At 71.7% G+C, this 21115-nt stretch carries 20 protein-coding genes; 8 read left to right on the top strand and 12 right to left on the bottom strand.

Features of this window, described 5'->3' with window-relative positions:
- Positions 1–8: 8 nt before the first annotated feature.
- Positions 9–1118, bottom strand: a complete 1110-nt coding sequence (locus AC0OLQ_RS18615; protein WP_484527255.1) for a nucleotide disphospho-sugar-binding domain-containing protein — start codon at positions 1116–1118, stop codon at positions 9–11.
- An 11-nt stretch (positions 1119–1129) separates the two neighbouring features.
- Complete coding sequence (locus tag AC0OLQ_RS18610; RefSeq protein WP_484527254.1) at positions 1130–1666, bottom strand: hypothetical protein; 537 nt, start codon at positions 1664–1666, stop codon at positions 1130–1132.
- A gap of 195 nt (positions 1667–1861) precedes the next feature.
- Between AC0OLQ_RS18610 and AC0OLQ_RS18605 the strand changes: the two genes are divergently transcribed.
- The 3 genes from AC0OLQ_RS18605 to AC0OLQ_RS18595 all read left to right on the top strand — a co-directional run bounded on the left by AC0OLQ_RS18605 (position 1862) and on the right by AC0OLQ_RS18595 (position 6916).
- Positions 1862–2803: an ABC transporter ATP-binding protein gene (locus AC0OLQ_RS18605; protein ID WP_484527253.1), complete on the top strand. Its 942-nt coding sequence runs from the start codon at positions 1862–1864 to the stop codon at positions 2801–2803.
- On the top strand, positions 2800–4155 hold the full coding sequence (locus AC0OLQ_RS18600; RefSeq protein ID WP_484527252.1) for an ABC transporter permease: 1356 nt from the start codon (positions 2800–2802) through the stop codon (positions 4153–4155). The genes AC0OLQ_RS18605 and AC0OLQ_RS18600 overlap by 4 nt, the downstream gene beginning before the upstream one ends.
- An 88-nt stretch (positions 4156–4243) precedes the next feature.
- Entirely contained in the window at positions 4244–6916 is a 2673-nt protein-coding gene (locus AC0OLQ_RS18595; RefSeq protein ID WP_484527251.1) for a bifunctional YncE family protein/alkaline phosphatase family protein, read from the top strand.
- 133 nt (positions 6917–7049) lie between these two features.
- On the opposite strand, the gene AC0OLQ_RS18590 is transcribed toward AC0OLQ_RS18595, so the two are convergent.
- From AC0OLQ_RS18590 to AC0OLQ_RS18560, 7 genes are all read right to left on the bottom strand, one after another.
- Complete coding sequence (locus AC0OLQ_RS18590; RefSeq protein ID WP_484527250.1) at positions 7050–7400, bottom strand: DoxX family protein; 351 nt, start codon at positions 7398–7400, stop codon at positions 7050–7052.
- A 76-nt stretch (positions 7401–7476) separates the two neighbouring features.
- Positions 7477–7854 (bottom strand): UBP-type zinc finger domain-containing protein, encoded by a 378-nt coding sequence (locus AC0OLQ_RS18585; RefSeq protein WP_484527249.1) that lies wholly within the window; start codon positions 7852–7854, stop codon positions 7477–7479.
- Between the two features lie 199 nt (positions 7855–8053).
- The gene (locus tag AC0OLQ_RS18580) at positions 8054–8950 is read right to left on the bottom strand and encodes an IS982 family transposase (protein ID WP_484532264.1); all 897 of its coding nucleotides are present in this window, start codon (positions 8948–8950) and stop codon (positions 8054–8056) included.
- 77 nt (positions 8951–9027) lie between these two features.
- Positions 9028–10269: an MFS transporter gene (locus AC0OLQ_RS18575; RefSeq protein WP_357344701.1), complete on the bottom strand. Its 1242-nt coding sequence runs from the start codon at positions 10267–10269 to the stop codon at positions 9028–9030.
- Positions 10270–10446: 177 nt separating this feature from the next.
- On the bottom strand, positions 10447–12186 hold the full coding sequence (locus tag AC0OLQ_RS18570; RefSeq protein WP_484527248.1) for a multicopper oxidase family protein: 1740 nt from the start codon (positions 12184–12186) through the stop codon (positions 10447–10449).
- On the bottom strand, positions 12183–12635 hold the full coding sequence (locus tag AC0OLQ_RS18565) for a DUF6220 domain-containing protein (protein WP_484527247.1): 453 nt from the start codon (positions 12633–12635) through the stop codon (positions 12183–12185). Before AC0OLQ_RS18565 ends, AC0OLQ_RS18570 begins: the two co-directional genes overlap by 4 nt.
- A gap of 9 nt (positions 12636–12644) precedes the next feature.
- Positions 12645–13634: a carboxymuconolactone decarboxylase family protein gene (locus AC0OLQ_RS18560; protein ID WP_484527246.1), complete on the bottom strand. Its 990-nt coding sequence runs from the start codon at positions 13632–13634 to the stop codon at positions 12645–12647.
- A gap of 143 nt (positions 13635–13777) precedes the next feature.
- On the opposite strand from AC0OLQ_RS18560, the gene AC0OLQ_RS18555 reads away from it, so the two are divergent.
- From AC0OLQ_RS18555 to AC0OLQ_RS18540, 4 genes are all read left to right on the top strand, one after another.
- On the top strand, positions 13778–14908 hold the full coding sequence (locus AC0OLQ_RS18555) for a sensor histidine kinase (protein WP_484527245.1): 1131 nt from the start codon (positions 13778–13780) through the stop codon (positions 14906–14908).
- A complete protein-coding gene (locus AC0OLQ_RS18550; RefSeq protein WP_484527244.1) occupies positions 14905–15567 on the top strand; it encodes a response regulator in 663 nt (220 codons plus the stop codon). The genes AC0OLQ_RS18555 and AC0OLQ_RS18550 overlap by 4 nt, the downstream gene beginning before the upstream one ends.
- Positions 15568–15614: 47 nt before the next feature.
- Positions 15615–16058, top strand: a complete 444-nt coding sequence (locus tag AC0OLQ_RS18545) for an OsmC family protein (RefSeq protein ID WP_484527243.1) — start codon at positions 15615–15617, stop codon at positions 16056–16058.
- 86 nt (positions 16059–16144) lie between these two features.
- A complete protein-coding gene (locus AC0OLQ_RS18540) occupies positions 16145–17983 on the top strand; it encodes a glycoside hydrolase family 15 protein (protein ID WP_484527242.1) in 1839 nt (612 codons plus the stop codon).
- 35 nt (positions 17984–18018) lie between these two features.
- Here AC0OLQ_RS18540 and AC0OLQ_RS18535 read toward each other — a convergent pair whose 3' ends face one another.
- Together AC0OLQ_RS18535 and AC0OLQ_RS18530 are read right to left on the bottom strand one after the other, a co-directional pair.
- Complete coding sequence (locus tag AC0OLQ_RS18535; RefSeq protein ID WP_484532381.1) at positions 18019–18183, bottom strand: VOC family protein; 165 nt, start codon at positions 18181–18183, stop codon at positions 18019–18021.
- Positions 18184–18207: 24 nt separating this feature from the next.
- Positions 18208–18822 carry a dihydrofolate reductase family protein gene (locus AC0OLQ_RS18530; RefSeq protein WP_357344685.1) on the bottom strand — a complete coding sequence of 205 codons (615 nt, stop codon included), beginning with the start codon at positions 18820–18822 and terminating at the stop codon, positions 18208–18210.
- Between the two features lie 341 nt (positions 18823–19163).
- On the opposite strand from AC0OLQ_RS18530, the gene AC0OLQ_RS18525 reads away from it, so the two are divergent.
- Complete coding sequence (locus AC0OLQ_RS18525; protein WP_484527241.1) at positions 19164–19916, top strand: SDR family oxidoreductase; 753 nt, start codon at positions 19164–19166, stop codon at positions 19914–19916.
- A gap of 43 nt (positions 19917–19959) precedes the next feature.
- Here AC0OLQ_RS18525 and AC0OLQ_RS18520 read toward each other — a convergent pair whose 3' ends face one another.
- Complete coding sequence (locus tag AC0OLQ_RS18520) at positions 19960–21087, bottom strand: phospholipase D-like domain-containing protein (protein ID WP_484527240.1); 1128 nt, start codon at positions 21085–21087, stop codon at positions 19960–19962.
- Positions 21088–21115 lie beyond the last annotated feature (28 nt).

Raw genomic sequence — 21115 nt, 5'->3', positions numbered from 1 at the left:
CCGCTCGGTCAGGCCAGCGCGGCCAGCCGGGGCACCAGCTCGGCGGGCTCGGGCATCGCGGCGATCTCGCGGCCGACCTGGGTCGCGGCGTCGCGCAGCGCGGCGTCGGTGGTCAGCCGGGTCAGCAGGGCCGGGGTGATGGCGCGGGCGGCGACCGCGATGCCGGCGCCGCGCGCCGCGACGAGTTCGGCGTTGTGCCGTCGGTCGCCGGCGCCGACAGTGGCCAGCTGGGGCACCCCGGCGACGAAGGCGCCGAAGATGCTGCCGGCGCCGCCGTGGTGCACCAGCGCCGCGCTGGTAGGCAGCGCCGCCGCCAGCGGGATCCAGCCGACGGTACGGACGTTGCCGGGCAGTGCAGACCGGGCCAGCCGCTCATCCGGCCGGACCAGGACGAACTCGGCGTCCACCCGCTCCGCGGCGGCGACCACGGCGCGCATCGGGCCGCCCGAGCCGGGCCCGGCCACGGTGCTGCGGCTGACCAGCACGCGGGGGCGCTCGCCCGGCTCGCGCAGCCAGTCCGGCAGGTCGCCGCCGCCGACGTACGAGCCGTAGCGCATCGGCCAGCCGTCCTGACGCAGCACGCTGGGCGGAGCCACCGCGACGGCGGCGGCCGGTGGCGGCAGTTCGGTCAGGCCGTGCCGGCGCAGCGCCGGGGCGAACCGGGCCACGGTGGCCCGGATCAGTTCCCGGCCGTCGAAGAGCGCGTTCTCGTGGCGGACCGCCGGGACGCCGAGCCGGGCCGCGGCGACGGCGCCGGCCACCGCGAACGGCTCGTGCACCACCAGATCCGGCCGCCACTCCTCGGCCAGCGCGACCACCCCGTCGGCGAGCTGGTCGTTGACCGTGCCGAAGAGCAGCCCGGCGCCCCGGGTGCCGCCCCGGCCGGCCAGCTCGGCCCGGGCCACCAGCGGGTGGCGCAGCAGCACGCCCCGAGCGATGCGGCCGAAGTCGAACCCTGGCGCCACATCGCGCACCGGCAGGCCGGAGCGGGCCACGTCCAGCCCGTCGGCGGCGGTGGCCAGCAGCACCTCGTGCCCGGCTTCGCGCAACGCGGCGGCCAGCGGCACGAGCGGGAAGACGTGTCCGATCAGCGGCGCGGACACGATCAGGACACGCATAGCGCTCGATGCTAGGCGGCCGGCGGCATGCCGTGGGGCCCGGTCGGGACACACTCCCGGTCGACTGTGGTTCCGGCGTTCCCGACGATCCGTCGGGCCTCGGCGAGGATCTCGTCGCTGACGTCCTTCTCCGTCAGGTCGGTGTATTCGAGTGTGTCGTACACGTCGTCGAGTTCGACGAGGCGTTCGGCGAGCGCCAACGTGTCATGGCCGATGGTGGAGTGTGCCCACGTCGCGAGGTCCAGGGGCGGAAGAAGCCCGGCCACGGCCCGCGAAGCCATCACCCGGACCGCGGCTTCCTGCCCGGCCCGGCTGCCCGGCGGGTAGTAGCTGAGCCCCGCCTCCGTCAGCGCGGCTTCCAGCATGTCGGGCACTTCCTCGTCGGCGTGCCGGACGTGGACGCCGGCGAGCATGGCCAGGTTGAGTCCGTCGAGGCCGGCGACCAGAAGTTCGCAGGCGGCGTCGACCAGTTGCGCCGCCGTGCCCTGGCAGACGCTCCACAGCACGGCGGCTTCCTGCATACGGGCGAGGGCCTCGTCGCCTTCCATGCGCCCATCGTGGAGCACCACGCCGTGAACCGCTCCTGGTTTACCGGAGCGAGGCGGGACAGCGCGACTTGCAGCGCTGCCGCGGCCAGATGATCGACGCCGGCCCCCTTCCGTTCCATGAACGTTCAGCCAGCTGTCCCTGCCTCCGTCGTGGTGCCGCACCTAACTTGCTTGAGGCAACGAAAGAAGGGGCTCATGGACGTACCTCTCGCAATCCGGGCTCGCGGGGTCACCAAGTGTTTCGGCGACGTCGTCGCACTCGACGGCATCGATCTCGACGTGGCGCAGGGACAGATCCACGGCCTGGTCGGGCCCAACGGCGCCGGCAAGACCACCTTGCTCGGCCTCCTGCTGGGCCTCGCCGCCCCCGACCGCGGCCGGCTCGAGATCCTGGGTACGCCGGTCGGGCGGGCGCTCGCCGCTCCCGAGGGTGTGGCCGGCTTCGTGGACGGGCCGAGCCTCTACCCCTCGCTCACCGCCCGGCAGAACCTGGCCGCGCTGGCCGCCCTTCGCGGTCACGACGTGCGGGCGTCGGGGATCGACGACCTGCTCGACCAGGTGGGGCTCACCGATGTCGCGGACGACCGGACGCGCGGCTTCTCCCTGGGCATGCGTCAGCGACTCGGGCTCGCCGCGGCCCTGCTCACCAAGCCCCGGCTGCTCGTGCTCGACGAACCCGCCAACGGCCTCGACCCGGCCGGCAAGAAGCACGTACACGGTGTCCTCACCCGGCTGGCGACGGACGGAACCAGCGTCGTGCTGTCGAGCCACCGCATGGACGACCTCGAGGCCCTGTGCTCCGAGGTCACCATCCTCGCCGCCGGACGGGTCGTCTTCTCCGGACCGCTGGGCAAGCTGGCCGCCGAGAACCGTGAACTCGACTACCGGCTGCTCACCTCCGACCCGCAGGCCGCCCGCCGGCTGGCGGTGGACACCGCCGGGATCCGCGTCGTCGACGGTGTCGGAGCGCGGCCGGACGCCGAGGTGCTCGTCGTGCACGCGCTGGTGCCCGCCCTGGACGACCTGGTGGTGCGGCTCGTACACGCGGGCGTCGCGGTGCGCGAACTCGCGCCCGTGGTGTCACCGCTCGAGGCCGCGTTCCTCGCCCTGACCGAGCAGCAGGAGGCCAGCCGATGACCGCGACCGCCGCCGACGCCCGCGTCGCCGATGCCCGCCGCGTCTCCGTGGCGCGCGGCTACCGCTTCGAGCTGGTCAAGCTCGTCTCGCAGTGGCGGATCCGCCTGCTGGTCCTCGCGTGCTGGATCGCGCCGGCGCTGTTCGTCGCCGCGGTGAGCCAGCAGAGCTCGCTACCCGTCGACACCCTCTTCGGTCGCTGGATGCACGCCACCGGGTGGGCGGGATCGCTGGTGACGCTCGGTTTCGCGGGCACCTGGGCGCTCCCGCTGCTGACCTCGGTGGTCGCCGGGGACGTGTTCGCCTCCGAGGACCGGCTCGGCACCTGGCGCCACCTGCTCGTGGCGGTCCGGTCGCCTCGGCGGATCTTCGCCGCGAAGGCACTGTCCAGTCTCACCGTCATCCTGCTGCTCGTGGCGGGGCTGGCCGGTTCCAGCGCGGCCGGCGGGGTCGTGACGGTCGGCAACCAGCCGCTGGTGGGCTTGGACGGGCACCTGCTGACGCCCGGGGATGCCGCCGGAAGGACCCTGCTCGCCTGGGTGTGCGTACTCGCCCCGACCCTGGCCCTCGCCGCGATCGGACTACTCGGGTCCGTCGCGCTGGGGCGGTCCCCGATGGGACTGCTGCTGCCCACGCTCGTCGCGCTCGCCATGCAGCTCGCCCAGATGCTGCCGCTGCCCGTCGCCGTGCGTCTCGCGCTGCCCGGCTACGCCTTCATCGCCTGGAACGGTCTGTTCACCGGTCCGGCTCAGCTCGGCCCGCTGCTGATCGGCATCGTGGTCAGCCTGTCGTGGGCGGTAGTAGCGACGGCGCTGGCTTACCTGCTGTTCCTGCGGCGCGACTTCACCAACCTGACCGCTGACGGCTCGGGACGCCGCGTGGTCACCGTCGGAGTCCTGCCGCTGGTCGGGTTGCTCGCCGTGACGGTCGGGGTCGTGGCCGTGGCCACGCCGGCCACGGGCTCCGGAATCGAGCAGGACAAGGTGCAGCGCTCGGTCGCCGCGGCGTTCGCCCACCTCTACCGCATGCAGACCGAGCAGCTCCACCGCCCCGACGTCACCGAAGCGCAGCTGAAGGCGACGGCGACGTGCAACAAGGGCGGCGGAAAGCTCGCCGCCGAAGGGCCGGGCAACGACTGGCGCTGCGTCGTCTCCTGGCACCTCCCCGACGTCGAGGCCGCGGGGACGGCCATCTACCAGCTCAACGTCACCCCCGACGGGCGGTTCGTGGCCGACGGCGACGGACCGAAGGAAGTGAACGGCTACTTCCTGGTGCGGACCCCGACCGGGGACGCACCGAACCCGCTCTGGCAGTTCGACGGCAACGTCGAGCTGCTCCACACCACGAAGGGATGACTCCATGCAGGTAACACGCCGCCGTCGGCGTGTGGAGAAGGACCTAACCGGACTTCTCCGTCGACGCATCGGCCGCCGGCTACCCCTGATGACGGCAGGCGCCACCGCTGTCGTCGTCGCCGCCGGCACCGGCATCAGTTTCGCCCAGACGCTCCAGTTCGGCACCGACCAGGTCGGCCAGCTGACCGACAAGGGCCTGGTCGTGTCCGACGACCAGTACATCGACCCGATCGGCGAGCGTCTCGTCGTCGACAACGGCAAGATCATGTCTTCCTCGGTCAGCCCGGACGGCACACACCTGGCGGCCTCGGTCGCCGACGGTGGGATGGCGCTGGCCATCGTGGACCTGAAGACCTGGAAGGTGCAGCAGCTCGTCGGCAACAACGCGGCGGCGAACCTGCGCATCAGCGGCAACGACGTGGGCCAGGAAGGGCCCACGTACTCGCCCGACGGCTCCCGGCTGTGGCTGGGCCAGGCCGACGGCTACCGCACGTTCACCGTGAACCCGGACGGCACCCTGGCCAACCCGGCGTTCATCCGGATCCCGCAGGACGGGGCCAAGCGCGCGCTGGTGAGTGAGGCGGTGTTCTCGCCCGACGGCTCCACCGTGTACTCCGCCGTCAACGGCCAGAACCGGGTGGTCGCCATCGACACGGCCACCGGGGCCATCCAGCAGAGCTGGGCCGTGGGCAACGCCCCACGCGACATGATCATGGTCGGCGGCAAGCTCTACGTCAGCAACGAGGGCGGGCGTCCGGCGAAGCCCGGCGAACCGACGATCAACTCGTACAACACCCAGGTGCCGGCCGACCAGGTGACCGCCTCCACCACCACCGGCACGGTCAGCGTCATCGACCTGGCGAACCCGGCCGCCGCCGTCGCGAGCATCGACGTCGGCCTGCACCCCACCGCCCTGTACGCGAACAATGGGGCGCTGTTCGTCACCAACACCAACAGCGACGACGTGTCGATCATCGACACCGCGCGCGACAAGGTCGTCCAGACCATCGCCACCCGGCCCTGGCCAGAGGCGACGGTGGGCTACCAGCCCAACGCCGTGACGCTCACCGACGACGGCCACCTGCTGGTGACGCTCGGCCGCGCCAACGCGGTCGCCGTCTACCGGTACACCACCCCGCTGGAGCCGGTCAGCTACGTCGGCCTACTCCCGACGGACTACTTCCCCGCCGAGATCACCACCGTCGGCGAGGACCTGCTGATCTCCAACACCCGTGGTATCGACGCCCGCCGCCCGACCAACAGCGCCGGGCACGGCACCCACGACACGACGTCGAGCCTGCAGCGGTTCCCGCTGCCGAGCGACAAGGCCATCAGGTCCGAGACCGGCAAGGTCTTCAGCCAGAACGGCTGGACCGGCGGCTCGGTCAAGCTGGCCAACGGCAACAAGGCGAAGCCGGTGCCCGTGCCGCAGCGGCTCGGCGACCCCTCGACGATCAAGCACGTCTTCCTGGTCGTCAAGGAGAACCGGACGTACGACCAGGTCCTCGGCGACGACCCGCGGGGCAACGGCGACCCGTCGCTGGCGCAGTTCGGCGAGAACGTGACGCCGAACCAGCACGCGATGGCGAAGCAGTTCGGGCTGTACGACAACACCTACGACATCGGCACGAACTCGGCCGAGGGTCACAACTGGCTGATGCAGGCCGACAACCCGGAGTACACCGAGTCCACGGCCGGCGAGTACATCCGCAGCTACGACACCGAGGACGACGCTCTCGGCCACCAGCGGACGGGCTTCATCTGGACCGGCGCGCAGGCGGCCGGCAGGACCGTGCGGAACTTCGGTGAGTTCCACCAGTTCCTGACCAAGCCGACCGGCTCCAGCTGGCAGAACCTGTACTGCGACACCAGGAACATGGCCGCGACCGGGCAGGACACCGCCTACCGCATGGTGTCGTCCTCGCCGATCCCGTCGCTCAACAGCGTGTCGGTGCCCGGCTTCCCGAAGTTCGACACCAGCGTCCCGGACATCTACCGGTACGAGATCTGGAAGCGTGACTTCGAGAAGAACGGGCCGGCGAACCTCAACATGTTCTGGCTCTCCAGCGACCACACCGGTGGCCCGCCGAACGGGGCCGCCCAGGTCGCGGACAACGACCTCGCGGTCGGCCGGATCGTCGACACGATCTCGCACAGCCGCTACTGGAAGGACTCCGCGATCTTCGTGGTCGAGGACGACTCCCAGGCCGGCCTCGACCACGTCGACGGCCACCGCGCCCCGATCCAGATCATCAGCCCCTGGGCCCAGCGCGGTGTCGTGGACAGCCGCTACTACACCCAGATCACCATGATCCGGACCATCGAGCAGATCCTCGGGATCCACCCGATGAACCAGAAGGACAGCGCGGCCACCCCGATGCGTCAGGCCTTCACCAGCAAGCCCGACCTCACGCCGTTCACCGCCGTGCCCAACCGGACCTCGCTGACCGCCGGTCTGGCGACGCTGCCGGCCTGCGGTCCGGACACTCCCGCGCCGCAGAACCCCCTCGCCGCGCCCGCACCGTCGGCGACGGTGCCGGCGGACAAGCAGCAGGTGGCGGCGCAGTGGGGCGAGTGGAAGTCGCACCAGCGGCTGACCGGACCCGACGCCAGGCCCGACTACGCCAACCCCGCGCAGATGAACCACTTCACGTGGTACGAAGCGCACGACTGGAAGAAGCCGTACCCGGGTGAGGACGAGATCTTCGCGCCGGAGGACGTGCCGGGCGCCTACATCCCGGCGGCGGAGTCCGACGGCTGACGTGGACTGATTCGCCTCAAGGCCCCTGGCAGCGTCACCGCTGCCAGGGGCCCTTCCGACCCGGAGGACCACGAGTTCTGCCTGGTCGAGTACCGGGGCTGACGACGCCGACGGCGGGCCGCCGGTCACGGGATCACCAGTGGTAGGTCAGGTTCACGGTCAGTGCGGCCACCACGGTGGCGAAGAACACGGCCCATCCGACGAGCTGGCGGGAACCCACTCGCAGGTGCGCGACGAGCGCGCCGACGAAGTACAGCACGAGACCGGCGGCGGCGAGGGTCCCCAGCAGTGGCACCACGAACCCGGCCAGCAGCCCCAACGAGCCCGCCGCCAGCAACGTGCCCAGCACCGGCACCCACGACCGTGGCAGGCGCTTCATGTCCACCTGGGCCTTCGGATAGTCGTGGCCGATCAGGTAGGTGACGGCGGCGATGCCGGTGAAGCCCGAGGCGAGAACGGTGACCGTGACGTAAGCGGCGAACAAGAGCCCTCCTCTGTCGTTGTTCGCCTCACGGACGAGCCGGCCCCGGTGGATGTGACGTGGCTTCCAGGGCCCCCGGTCAGTGCAGCCGGGTCGTCCAGTCCTCCGGTACCCGGCCCCGGGGACCGGGCGCGGGCTGGTCGACCGGGTGCGAGTCCGGCTCGGCGAGCCTCGGCCCGTGGGGGTGGAACTGGTCGTTGGAGTAGTCCCAGAACCACGACTCACCGGGTTCGAAGCTCTGGATGACCGGGTGACCCGTCGCGGCGGCGTGAGCGGTCGCGTGCTGGCTCGGCGAGGAGTCGCAGCAGCCGACGTGGCCGCAGGCCGCGCAGCGGCGCAGGTGGAACCACCACCCGCCGGAGGACTCGCACTCCACGCAGCCCGGACCGCTCGGTGGCACGGCAGGGTTGATCCCCGTGCTCAGCGGCTGCGGCTCCGGCTTGGTCTGGTCACCCACGATGTGTTTCCTCCCGGTTCACGGCCTCCCCCGGTCGGGGCCGATCCGCACGTGTCCCGCCGGGTCGCCCCGACCTCGCAGTCTGGCACCCGACAGCGTCCGCCCGTACGTCGCCCCCGTCGGGTGCGCCAGCCGCCACTCAAGCCGATAGTTCTGAGGATTCGTCGGAGCGCCGACTAGACGAGTGATTCCGAATTGATCAGTGGTCGTACGCGATCAAGGAACGCTTGACGGGTGCGTTGGTCCGCCAGTTGTGCCAGATCGCTGCGGCCATCGCGAGGAGCCGCTGCGCGACGCGCGCGAACACTCCGGCCGGGGTGCGCCCACCGTGTCCTTCCAGGTTGAGCTGGCCTTTCAGGGTGTCGTTGACCGACTCGATCCACTGCCGGACACCGGCGAGGTTGCCGAAGCGGCGTTGCTCGTCCTTGCGGTCCGGGCGGGCCAGCAGCACCCCGACCTGCTCGGCGGCGTACCGATCGATCTGCTTGCCGGACAGGCCCTTGTCCGCCAACACCACCATGCCGCTGCACAGCGAGCCCAGTTCGCGGGCGTGAGCCAGCAACTCCTCGGCCACCTCCCGCTCTCCGATCTTGGGGTTGGCCAGGCACCACGCCACCGGCATTCCCTCGGCGGTGGTCATCAGGTACAGCTTCAACCCCCAGTACCAGCGCGAATGGGAGGCGCAGTAGCCGTACCCGGCGATCTCTGCCAACGCCGAACGCTGCACGGTGGGCCGAGACGTGCCGCACGGGACCGGGGTGGCATCCAGCAACCGCAGGTCGTCGCGCCACGACGGGCACAGCGTGGCCAGGTACAGCGTGGCCCGGCAGATCAGCGGCGCGGCGGCCTTGACCCGCTTGTGGTATCCGGGTTGTTTGGGCAGGTACGGGAACAGATGCCCGAGCCGGCCGTAGCACAGGCGCAGCCAATGGTGCTCCGAGCGGGCACCCAGCAGCACCTGGGCCACAGCCAGGCATACCAGCTCGGAGTCGGACAGCCGCTTGGGTCGGCCCGGCCCACGTCGATGCGGCGGGATGACGTGGTCGTCGATCAGGACGTACAGTGCGGTCAAGAGGGTGTCGAGGTCTGTCTTCACAAACAACCATCGATGCCCTCTCTTCTTGTGCTGGTCAACCCGCCACGCCGCCCAACCCAGAGTTGGGAATCACTCGTCTAGTCGACCGTGACGGCGTGGCGCACCGGTACGCGGGCGGGATCCGGGCGGCGAGGCAGCAGCAGCGGGCTGGCGAGGATCAGCAGTCCCGCGACCGTGACAGCCGTGCGGGGGCTGGTGGCGTCGGCGAGCAGTCCGCCGAGCGCGCTGAGGATGGCGATGGACGCGCTGCTGCCGATCGACCAGGCCGACAGGGTGCGGGCCACGCGGTCCTTCGGGGTGTGCTCCAGTCGATAGGTGGCGAGTACCGGGTTGTACAGGCTCATGCTGATGATGATCGCGAGCTCGACCGCGATCACCGTCACGAGGCCGGCCACCCCGGGCTGGACGAAGGCCAGGCCGATCAGCCAGACCGCGCGGAGCGCGCCGACCGTACGAAGGATCCGGTGCTGGCCGTACCGCGCCACGACACGGCGGGCCAGGCGTGAGCCGATGAGTCCGCCGACGCAGGGCGCGGCGAAGGCGAGGCCGTACTGCCAGGGTGGGAATCCGAGCTGGCCGAGCAGGAGCACGGCCAGCAGCGGCTCGGTGGCCATGATCAGTCCGCTGACGAGCAGCTGGTTGGCGTAGAGCGCCCGTAGGCCGGGATGGGTGAGGAGGTGTCGCCAGCCGTCGAGCAACTCGCCGGCCCGGGCCCGGCGCTCGTCGGTGCGCCGCGGGGGTTCCTCCCGGCCGCGGATCGCCGTGATGCCCAGCGCGGAGAGCAGGTAGCTGAACGCGTCGGCCAGCACGGTGGTCACCGGCCCGAACAGGCCGACCGCCGCGCCGCCGAGCGGCGGGCCGACGGCGATGGAACTCCACGTCGTCGACTCGAAGCGGGCGTTGGCCACGAGCAGGTCGTCCGGCCGGACGAGGGCCTTGAGGTAGGCGCCGCTCGCCGCACTGGAGGCGATCTTGGCCGCGGCGACCACTGCCGAGACGACCAGCAGCTGAACGAAACTGAGCCGGCCGAACGCGTAGGCGACCGGGATCGTCAGCATGACCGCGAACCGGGCCAGGTCCATGGCGATCATCACCGGTCGCTTGCGGCGGAACTCCACCCACGGCCCGAGCGGCAACGCGATCAGCGCGCCCACGGCCGGCCCCACCGCTGCCAGCGCGGAGACCTGAGCGGGGCTGGCGTGCAACACCAGCACGGCGATCAGCGGCAACGCCCCGAACCCCAGGCCGGAGCCGTAGGCGTTGACCGCGTAGGCCGCCCACAGCCATCGAAAATCCCGGCCCAGAGACCGCCCAGCCACCGAGCCCCACCTCCGCCCCGGACAACCTACCGTTGACCGGTGCGATGAAAGCAGGCCCGGGTGGGCGGATCGAACAGCGCTGCGGGCGAGCCATGACCAGATGTCGTGCGAGCGGGTCCGCCGCGTGAACCTCGCCGCCGTGCGCACCCTCGTCGCCGAGCCGGAACCAGCCGAGGATCACGAGTACATCAGGTGCAGCGTCATCCCGGCGTCGGCATGCGCCAGGTTGTGGCAGTGGTGCGCCCACGTCCCGGGGTTGTCGGCCCGGAACGCCACTTCCCAGACGTCGCCGGGGCGCACGTCGAACGAGTCCAGCCACAACGGGCTCCCGGTCGCCGGCCTTCCGTTGCGGGAGAGCACCAGGACGTGATGCCCGTGCAGATGCCACGGGTGCACGAACTGCGACCGGTTCACGATCGTGAACGCGACGACGTCGCCGAGGCGTACGACCTGCGGCGGGATGTCCGGATCGGCCGCGCCGTTGACCGTGTGGGCGTACCGAGGAAGCAGTCCGCGCAGGTCGAGGCCGCGGTCGAGAACGAGGGTGAACTCCTTGTCGAACCGGGACCAGGGCACCGGAGAAGCGGCGCCGTAGGTGAGCGGATCCAGCACCGGCCACGCCTCGGTGCTCGCCGACACCGGTCCGGCCGAATAGACCGCCCGTCCGTCGACGAACAGCGCCACCGGCGTGGCGGGTGCGGTGAACACCAGGTCGTAGCGTCCCCCGGCCGGCACCAGCACGGCGGTGTCCACGAGCGACGTGGGGCCCCGCAGGTCGGATCCGTCGATGGCGGCGACCCGGAACGGCGTCCCGGACAGGGCGTACCGGTGGGTGGTGCTGTCGGTGTTGATCAGCCGTAGCCGCACGGGCACCCCCGCCTCGACCGGCTCGGTTCTCGATGCGGGCAGCGGAAGGCTCTCGAGCGTGTGCACCGGCACCGTGACGTCGACGCCGGTCGCCGGCGCGGGGCGCACCACCAGGACACCGTAGAGGCCCTTGCGCACGCCGACGTCGGACACCGCATGGGTGTGGTACCAGTACGTCCCGGCCTGGTCGGCGCGGAACCGGTAGACGAACTCCTGTCCGGGCAGCACGGCCTCCTGCGTGATGCCGGGCACCCCGTCCTGACCGTTCGGCACGTCGTATCCGTGCCAGTGCAGCGTGACGCCCCGCGCGATGTCCCGGTTGCGCAGGGTCACCTCCAGCACGTCGCCGACGGTGGCGGTCAGCTCCGGCCCGGGAACCTGCCCGTTGAACGCCCACGCCGCGACGTCACGGCCGCTCACCCGCACCGTGGCGGTCCCGGCCGTCAGGGTGAACCGCCGGGTCGGTTCGCCCACGGCCCGCGCATCCCGAAGTTCATGATCATGGGGTACGCCGGGAGCGGCGCCCGGGGCGGCGGCCAGCCCGGTTCCGGTCACCAGCGCCGCGACCGCCACCGCGACGGCGCTCCGGGACACCGTCGGAGACGGGCGCGCGCCGAGGACGCGCCACGAGACCGCGGTCGCCGCGAGTACGCCGGAGACCGCGAGGAGCCCCGTGCCCGCCGACGCCGGATAGCCGTGCAGGACCGTCACGAGCAGGGCGCCGATCTGCGCGTACCCCGCGAAGAGGAGCGGGACCGCGACGGACCGGATGTCGCGCGGGGTGCGCAGCAGCCGCGGCCCGGCGACGACCACCGCCGCGAGCGAGAGCGGGGCGGCGATGAGGACCTTCTCCGCCGCGAACCACCAGCCGGCGCGGGCGAGCGCGGTGATCGTGATCGCGCGGGCGACCGTGGCGAGCAGCGCGAAGGCGGCCAGCCCCAGGGCGAGCGGACGACGCCGGGCAGCCGACGCGGCGCCGCCGCCCAGCCACCCGGCGGCCGCGAGGACCGCGATCACGAGGTCGGCCGCGAGCAGGGAGCCGGTGGTCATGCCGGCTCCCCTTCGCGGACCGGCACGGGGGTGACGCCGGCCGGCGCAGGGCTGGCCAGCGCTCGGGCCCCCCGGAGCACGCCGACCACGACGTGCACCGCCACGATGCCGTTGACCGCGTGCAGCCCGGCGATGGTCAGGCCGAACGGAGTGCTGGCGCCTGCGGCGTCGGTGGCCGCGTTCGCGAACATGGCCAGGAGTGCCTGCACGACGACGAGGCCGAGCGGCAGGACCGCCAGTCCGATGAGCCGCCCCGGCGCCTTGGCGAGCACCGCGAACAAAATGGTGAGCAGGGTGAGGGCGGGGATGACGGCCGAGCCGTTGACGCTGTGCAGGGCGTAGGCGCCGTCGCCCGCGGGTTTCGTGAACGCGCCCACGGCCGCGAACACGAACTGCAGGGCGAACGCGACGAGCAACAGGGCGCTGACGATGACGAGGGCCTTGCGCATGATGATCTCCTAGCGAGGGGACGGGGTCAGTGCCCGGGCGACGTGATCGGTGGCCGTGATCGCGCCATACGCGACCAGCCGCACGAGGTCGGCGTCGTCCGGATGGGACATCCGCCAGAGGGCGACGTCGCCGACGGTGACCGCGCTGGGCGCGAACGCCGCCAGCAGCGCGATGCGTGTTCCCACCCGGTCCGCGCCCGGCACGTCGCGGACCAGGTCGACGGCCCAGTCCCCGGGCCGGAGGGGGTGCCGGCCGTCCTCCCAGCGCACGGTGGCCGTGACGGTCTGGCGGGCCACGTCGCCCAGGAGGTCTCCGCCGCGCAGGGCGAGGTTCCGCAACGCCGCGTACGCGACGCCGACCGGGCTGTCCCCGGCCCAGGCCGGCGGCACCGTGGTGCCGGGGTCGAGAAGGGACAGGCTGCGGCCCGGTTCCTTCCGCTCCCGGGCCGTCCTGGCGTAGAGGCGACCCCCGACCGACCGCACCACGGGTGAGCGCTGCAGGCCGCCGGGCAGCAGATCCGGGTCGAGCAGCGCCGAGACGCCCCGGTTGATGAAGTGGAAGGCGAGCAGGGTGCCGGTGAGCTCGGGGCCGTACGGGCTGGTCCAGCCGGCGGCCCCTGGGCTGCGGCTGGCCTCGGCCCAGCCGGCGAGTTCGGCGTGCCACGGCTCCGCTGGCGTCCCGCCCCGGGCGATGACCTCGGCCAACCCGTGTTCGCCCAGCGCGTGCAGCAGCATCACGTGGGCGTCGACGCAGAACCGGCAGCGGTTGGCCCGGGACACCGCCGACGCGACGAGCTCGCGGTCGACCCGGGACGCGTCGCCGGCGAGCAGAGCCTCGCGCAGCAGCGCCCAGGTCGCGGCCAGCAACTCCGGCACGGCCGAGAGCGCCTGGAAGGTGGGCACCGGCCCGAGGAACTCGTCCCGCAGCTGCCGGTAGACCTCCGCGGTGAGACCGGTCGCCGCCTTCGCGGGAGCGGGGGTGAAGAAGCGGTATGTCATGGGCTCGATGCTCGCCTCGGCGGGCCGGGAAAGCGTCGTGCCGCCGCAGGCACTTGCCCGGCCGCCGATACCGCGTCCGCAGTACGCCACAGCTACCACGGAAGGGGGATGCTCCCCGCGGACGGCCGCTCTAGAGTTCGATCATGCGCCGCGATCTGCCGTACGCCCTCGGCGGCCTCGCCCTCGGCGGCCTCCTGCTCGCCAACGCCGCGCTCGCGCCGGACGCCGCGCCGGTGCGGCCGGTCGACATCGCTCTGGTCCTGGCCATGGCGGCGGCCCTGGCGGTGTGCCGGCGGTACCCGGTGGCGGCGTTGAGCGTGGTAACCGTCGCCATGCTGGCCCTCCACATCCGCGTACACGCCGGGGTTTCCGCCGCGTTCGCCGTCCTCGGCACGGTCTACGTCGCCGCGTGGCGCGGGCACCGGGCGGTCGCCGCCCTGGCCAGCCTCGTCTTCCTCGGCGGCTTTTTGGCCCGCGACGTCTCGGTGGCGCCCGCCGGCCGGCCCGGCCAGCAGATCGTCGAGCGGACCGCCCTGCTGCTGGGCTGGTTCTTCGCGGCCAACGTCGCCGGGCTCGTCGCGCGGCAGCGCCGCGCCTACCTGGAACAGGTCGAGCAGCGGGCGATCGAGGCCGAACGCACCCGCGAGGAGATGGCGTTGCGGCGCGCCGGGGAGGAGCGCCTGCGCATCGCGCGGGATCTGCACGACTCGCTGACCCACAGCATCTCCGTGATCAAGGTGCAGGCCGGGATCGCCGTGCACCTGGCCCGCAAGCACGGCGAGGAACCGTCGGCCGTGCTGCTGGCGATCCAGGAGGCGAGCAGCGCCGCGATGCGGGAGCTGCGGGCCACGCTGGCCGTGCTGCGCTCACCCTCCGACGAGGACCGCGTCGGGCTGGCCCGGGTGGGCGAGCTCGCCGAGCGGACCCGGGCGGCCGGCGTACCGGTGGACGTGACCGTCACCGGTCAGCCCCGGGACCTGCCCGTCGAGGTCGACCAGGCCGGATATCGCGTCGTCCAGGAGGCCCTGACCAACGTGGCCCGCCACGCCGGCCCCGCCACCGCGCGGATCCACGTCGAGTACGCCCCGGCGCAGCTGACCGTCTCGGTGACCGACGACGGCCAGGCGTCGTCGGTCCGGCCGGTGACACCGGGCGTGGGCCTGCGCGGCATGCGGGAACGGGTCACCGGACTGGGCGGCCTGCTGCACGCCGCCGCCCGCGACGACGGCGGGTTCGCGGTACGGGCCACGTTCCCGCTGGACGGCCAAGCATGACCCGGGTGTTGATCGCCGACGACCAGGCGCTGATGCGGGCCGGATTCCGGGTGCTGCTCGACGCCGAGGACGACCTGGAGGTCGTCGGCGAGGCCACCGACGGCGCCTCGGCCGTTCAACTGGCACGACGCCTGCGGCCGGACGTCGTGCTGATGGACGTGCAGATGCCCGGACTCGACGGCATCGAAGCCACCGGGCGTATCGCGGCCGATCCCGACCTCGCCGCGGTCCGCGTCCTCATCCTCACCAACTACGGGCTCGACTCCTACGTCTTCGCCACACTCCGCGCGGGCGCCAGCGGGTTCCTCCTCAAGGACGCCGACCCCGCCGACCTGCTGCAGGCCATCGCCATCGTGGCGCGCGGCGACGCGCTGCTCGCGCCGGCGGTCACGCGGACGCTCATCAGCGAGTTCGTCGCCGGCCCGCCGCTGGCCGACCCGGCGGCCGGCCGGGACGTGCTGACCGCGCGCGAACAGGAGATGGTGGAGCTGGTCGCCCGAGGGCTGAGCAACGACGAGATCGCCGAGCGCCTGGTGATCAGCCCGTTGACCGCCAAGACACACGTCAACCGGGCCATGACGAAGCTGCACTGCCGCGACCGTGCCCAGCTCGTCGTGTGGGCGTACGAGTCGGGGCTGATCACGCCGCGCCGCCGGTGATACCCCGTCGTCGTGCTGGCCGACCGAGCGGAGGTAGCGTGCCGGTCATGAGTGCGGACACCTTCCGCTCGGTGGATATCGAGCGCACCAGCCTGGGAAACTACGTCGTGCGGAACGTCCGCGGGGGGTCGTTGTCGATGGGCACCGGCGAGGACGGCAGCTTCACGCCGGTGGAACTGCTGCTGGCGGCCATCGGAGGCTGCACGTCGATCGACGTGGACCACATCACCAGCCGCCGCGCCGAGCCGACCCGGTTCTCGGTGAAGGTCACCGGCGACAAGGTTCGGGACGAGGCCGGCGGAAACCGGATGCAGAACCTCATGGTCGAGTTCACCGTGACGTTCCCGGCGGACGCGGACGGTGACCGGGCGCGCGAGGCGCTGCCCCGGTCGCTGCAGCAGTCGCACGACCGGCTCTGCACCGTCTCCCGTACCGTCGAATCGGGCACTCCCGTCTCGATCGTCGTGGCCGACGGCTCCCGCGCCGACTGAGTTTCCGGGCGTCATCCCGTCGCTCGAGGACGCGTTCGGGGCGAGATGTGGCGGTGTCACTGCCTTCGGCTCGGGTAGTTCCTTCCATGGGGTGCGGACGGATCGCGGACCACGGCTTCCTGGCCGATGGTCGCAGCTCGGCGCTGGTGGACCGCGCCGGTTCGGTGACCTGGTGGTGCCCCGCCCGGTTCGACGCCCCGTCCGTGTTCGCCAGCCTGCTCGACGACGACGCCGGGCACTGGGCGATCCGTCCCGAGGGCAGGTTCAGCACGGAACGTGCCTACCTGACCGATACGCTCGTGCTGCGCACCGTCTTCACCACCGCGACCGGCAGTGTGGCGGTGACCGACGCGCTCGCGCTCGGGCCGGGAGCGCGGGGCCATGAGGTCGGGCTGCACTCGCCGAGGGTGCTGGCCCGGGTGGTGCGGGGGCTGTCCGGCGAGGTCCCGCTGCGCATGCACTACCGGCCACGGTTGGAGTACGGCCGGATGGTCCCCCAGCTGGCGCAGCACGACGACGCGCTGGTCGTCATCGCCGCTTCGGCCCGGCTGGACCTGCGGACGACCATCCCGCTCGTGTGCGAGCTCGGGGAGGCGTTCGGGTCGTTCACGGTACGGGCCGGCGAGACGCAATGCTTCACCCTGGGGTACGCGCCGGCCTACGACGCCGGCCCGCCGGCTGTGCTCGACGCCGAACAGGCGATCGACAACGCCGCCGAGGGCTGGCGGTCCTGGATCGACCTGCACGACTACCGTGGCCGCTACCGGGAGCAGGTGCGACGCAGCGCGCTGGTGGTGCAGGGCATGACCTACCGGCCCAGCGGCGCGGTGGTGGCCGCCCCGACGATGTCCCTGCCCGAGAAGTTGGGCGGCGAACGCAACTACGACTACCGCTACGCCTGGGTACGCGACTTCAGCTTTACCCTGGAGGCGCTCTGGCGGGTGGCCTGCGCCGACGAGCTCAGCCTGCACGTCGGGTGGTTGGTGCGGTCGATGGGCATGAACGAGGGCATCGTGCCGATCATGTACGGGGTCGAGGGGGAACGGGACCTCACCGAACACCACCTCGACCACCTGGCGGGCTTCGCCGGAAGCCGCCCGGTGATGGTGGGCAACGACGCCTGGCGGCAACGGCAGAACGACGTACACGGTGAGCCGCTCGCCGCAGCGTGGCTGATGCGGCAGTTCCTCGACCCGATGCCGCCGGAGATCGCCCAACTGCTGCGCGCCATCACCGAGCGGGCCGCGCGGGACTGGCACCTGCCGGACGCCGGGATGTGGGAGGAACGCGACGCCGAACGCCACTACGTGTCATCGAAGGTGCAGTGCTGGACGGCGTTGGACCGAGCCGTCCGCTTCGGGTCCCACCTGGGCTCCGAGGCGGACGTCGCCAGGTGGGCGGCGGCACGGGACGAGGTGCGCCGAGCCGTGCTGACCCGGGGCTGGAGCGACCGGCTATCGGCCTTCAGCGGGGCGTTCGACAGCGATGAGCCGGACGCGTCGGTGCTGCTGATCCCGTTGGTGGGCTTCCTTCCCGCCGACGATCCGAGGATGCGTTCCACCATCCGGGTGATCGAGGAGCGGTTGTCCCACAACGGCCTGCTGCGCCGCTGGGAGGGTGACCCCGCCGGCTTCCTGATCTGCTCCTTCTGGCTGGTGAGCTGCCTGGTGCTGGCCGGCGAGCGCGACCGGGCCGAGCAGCTCTTCGAGCGGCTCGCCGGGCGGGCCAACGACCTGGGCCTGTTCGCCGAGCAGATCGACCCGGACAGCGGGGAGGCCCTGGGCAACTTTCCTCAGGCGTTCTCGCACATCGGCCTCATCAACGCCGCCGGAGACCTCACCGACCTGGACGCCGGCCGCCACATCCTGTCGCCGGCGCCGGAGCCGCTCATCCCCGCCGACCAGGACAACCCACCGGGGACGTGAGATCCGGGCCGCCGATCGCGCCCCGGGGGCGGGGGTCAGCCTGGGGCGAGGAGGCAGAACTCATTGCCTTCCGGGCCGGCGAGGACCGTCCACGGGACGCTCTGGCCCAGGTCGATGGCGGTGGCACCGAGAGTCCGCAGTCTGGCCGCCTCCGCCTGTGTCGAGTCGGCGGTGGCGCCCGGACCGGGGTGACCGTTCAGCGCGTCGAAGATCGGATTATGGCCCTAGTTTCCTTCGGGCACCTGGTCCTTGACATCGGCGTAACCGACCTTCGCCGGCGCCGCGGTCGGTGCGTAGATCACGCGGATCACGCCCGTCGGAAACACCTCGGTCGCCGTCACCCGCAGGTGGTACGGCGCGTCGCCCTCGTCGAACAGCTTGCGGCCCTTGCGTGCCGCCACCGGATGCACCAGCAGGCGCAGCTCGTCGACCAGGCCCGCGGCGAGCAGCTGCTGCACCACGGAGATCGACCCCGGGATGAGGACGCCCTTGACGCCGGCATCGGCCTTGAGGGCGGCGACGGCCTCGAGGAGATCACCCTTGATCAGCTCCGAGTTGCGCCAGGAGAACTCCAGCGGCTGGCGCGAGACGACCACCTTGCGCACGTCCCCGAGCTGCTTGGCGAACGATGCGTCTTCGCCACCTGCGGCCTCACGGTCGGGCCAGGCCCCGGCGAAGCTGTCATAGGTCTCGCGGCCGATGAGCAGCACGTCAGCGGTGTCGTAGTCCTCGCCGACGGCGCGGCCCATGTTCTCGTCGAAGTACGGGAAGTGCCAGTCGGGGTCGATCTCGGCCACGCCGTCGGCCGAGATGAACAGCGTGGAGATGACCTTTGCCATCGGGGGTCCCTTCGAGTCAGGTGGTGTCGACGGGTAGACCGTCGCAGCATCCCAAACTCATCGGCCGGCCACAGACCCATCGGGTGGAGAGCCGAGCGCCGCGCGGAACGCGCATTGCCCCTTCCGGTGCCCCGCACCGGCGGCCCGGTCGCGTCGCTCGATTCCGGGCTCGCGGCACGCCGCCCTCCCCTACCCTGAAGCTCAGCGTGAGGTGTCGGCCCGGCGTGCCGATCCGCGAGCGTGTGGAGCCGTCCGGGCATCTTCCGGGCAGTGCTCCTCAGTGGGCCGGTGCCCGGTCACGTCCGGAGCGCCTCGCACCGGATCTGAGACAGGAGCCAGACATGCGTGTGGCCGTCGCCGGCGCATCCGGCAACATCGGCTCCCTGACCGTGCCCGCCCTGCGCCGGCACGGCCACGACCCCGTTCCGATCAGCCGGTCGCACGGTGTCGACCTGGTGGCCGGCCGAGGGCTGGACGAGGCGCTGACCGGGGTCGACGTCGTCGTCGACGCGATCAGCGCGCCACCGGCCGACCGCGAGGCCACCGTGGCGTACTTCGCCGCCGCCACCCGGAATCTGCTGAGGGCCGAGCAGGAGGCGGGGGTCCGGCACCACGTCCTGCTCTCCATCGTCGAGGTGCACCGTATCGCCGGGAACGCGCACTACTTCGGCAAGCGGGAGCAGGAGCGACTGGTTTCGGCCGGCGACGTGCCGTGGACCATCGTGCCCTTCACCCAGTTCTTCGACTTCGCCGCCACCGTGGCCACCTGGACGGAACAGGACGGCACCGCTTACCTCGCGCCGCTGCTCATCCAGCCGATCGCCCCGGGTGACGTCGCCGAGGTCCTCGCCGAGGTGGCCGGTGGGCCGCCCCAGGGACGCCACCGTGACGTGGCGGGCCCCGATCGTCACGATCTCGTGGACATGGCGCGCCGGACCCAGCAGGCGGATGGACGCGAGATGACCCTCGTCCCCACGTGGGAGGGGATTCTCGGCGCGGACATGGCGGGCAACGTGTTGCTGCCGGGCCCGGATGCCCGGATCGCGCCCACGACCTTCGACGACTGGCTCGCGGACCGGGCTCGGGCGCGGTAGCGACCGCCCCGCTCGGCGCCGCGGACCCGCTGGCCGGCAGCGGTCAGGATCGGCACGGGAAGCTGTTCTTCGCGCAGGTCACTCCCGTGTTGTACGCGTCGTTGAAGTGGGTGTAGTAGCCGTCGTAGAGCGGGTGCGCGCTGCCGCTCTCGGGGGCCATCTTGACGAAGATCTCGTCGTTCTCGTTCAGCGCGTCCTGGGTCCAGTTCTGGGAGCCGGTGTAGACGCGGTACTGGTAGGCGCTGCCGTACCTGCCGTAGGCCACGAAGAACTTGTCGTGCACCTTGTCCTTGCGCCGGATGGACACGCCCGCGTCGAGCAGCTCGTTGTAGACCGACTGGCTCATCGCGATGCCACCGTCGGCGTTCGTACCGATCACCATCCAGACCTTGCACCCCGCGGCGCGGAACCGGCCGACCAGGCTGACGATCTGTGGGCGGCCGGTGGTCACCGCCGCCATGGCCACGCGCAGTCGGCAGTTGGCGTCCGGGGTGAGGTCGTTGAGCCGGGTGGCGATGGTGTCGGTCTGCCCCACCCCCTCGGGTGAGGCGTACGCGTCGGCTGCTGCCGCCTGGTAGTAGCCCCGACCGGACGCGGAGTCGTAGTAGTCGTTGCCGCTGTAGTGCCGCCGGTTCCACAGGTCGGTGAAGTTCGCGTTCAGGCCGGCGGCGAGCGCCGCGTCGCCGTAGACGGTGACGGAGTTGTTGAACGCGTCCGGGCCGGTGGCGTAGGTGAGGTTGCTCGACCCGAACCAGACGACGTTGCCGCGGGCGACGCCGTTCGGGTCGGCGGTGCTGGAGAAGGTGACCAGCTTGGTGTGCATGTCGCCCGCGGCGCTGGTGCTGATGCAGCCGTGACCGCCGCTGCTGTTCAGGCAGAACTGGTGGTTGGTCAACTGCTTGATCGTCGTGATGGCGGGGTCGGTCGAGGTCGCGTTCTTACCGTCGAGGACCACCAGCACGGTGACGCCGCGGGTCTGGGCCCGCACCAGCGCGTCGGCCACCGAATCGACGCTGAGGGAGTGGATCGCCGCCCGGATCGTGGCACCCGCCGGAGTGGCGTCGATCAGCCGTTGCAGCTCGGTGAGGATGGTGTAGTCGCGTCCGGCGGTCGGGTCGGTGAAATGCGCCCACACCGGGTAGCCGGCCAGGGCGGCCGATGTCGCGGACACGCTCGCCGCCGCTGGCGACACCACGCCC

It is taken from the genome of Micromonospora sp. Utrum1 (assembly GCF_057197805.1).
The sequence above is the reverse complement of the archived record's forward strand: the minus strand, read 5'-3'. Positions and strand labels throughout refer to the sequence as shown.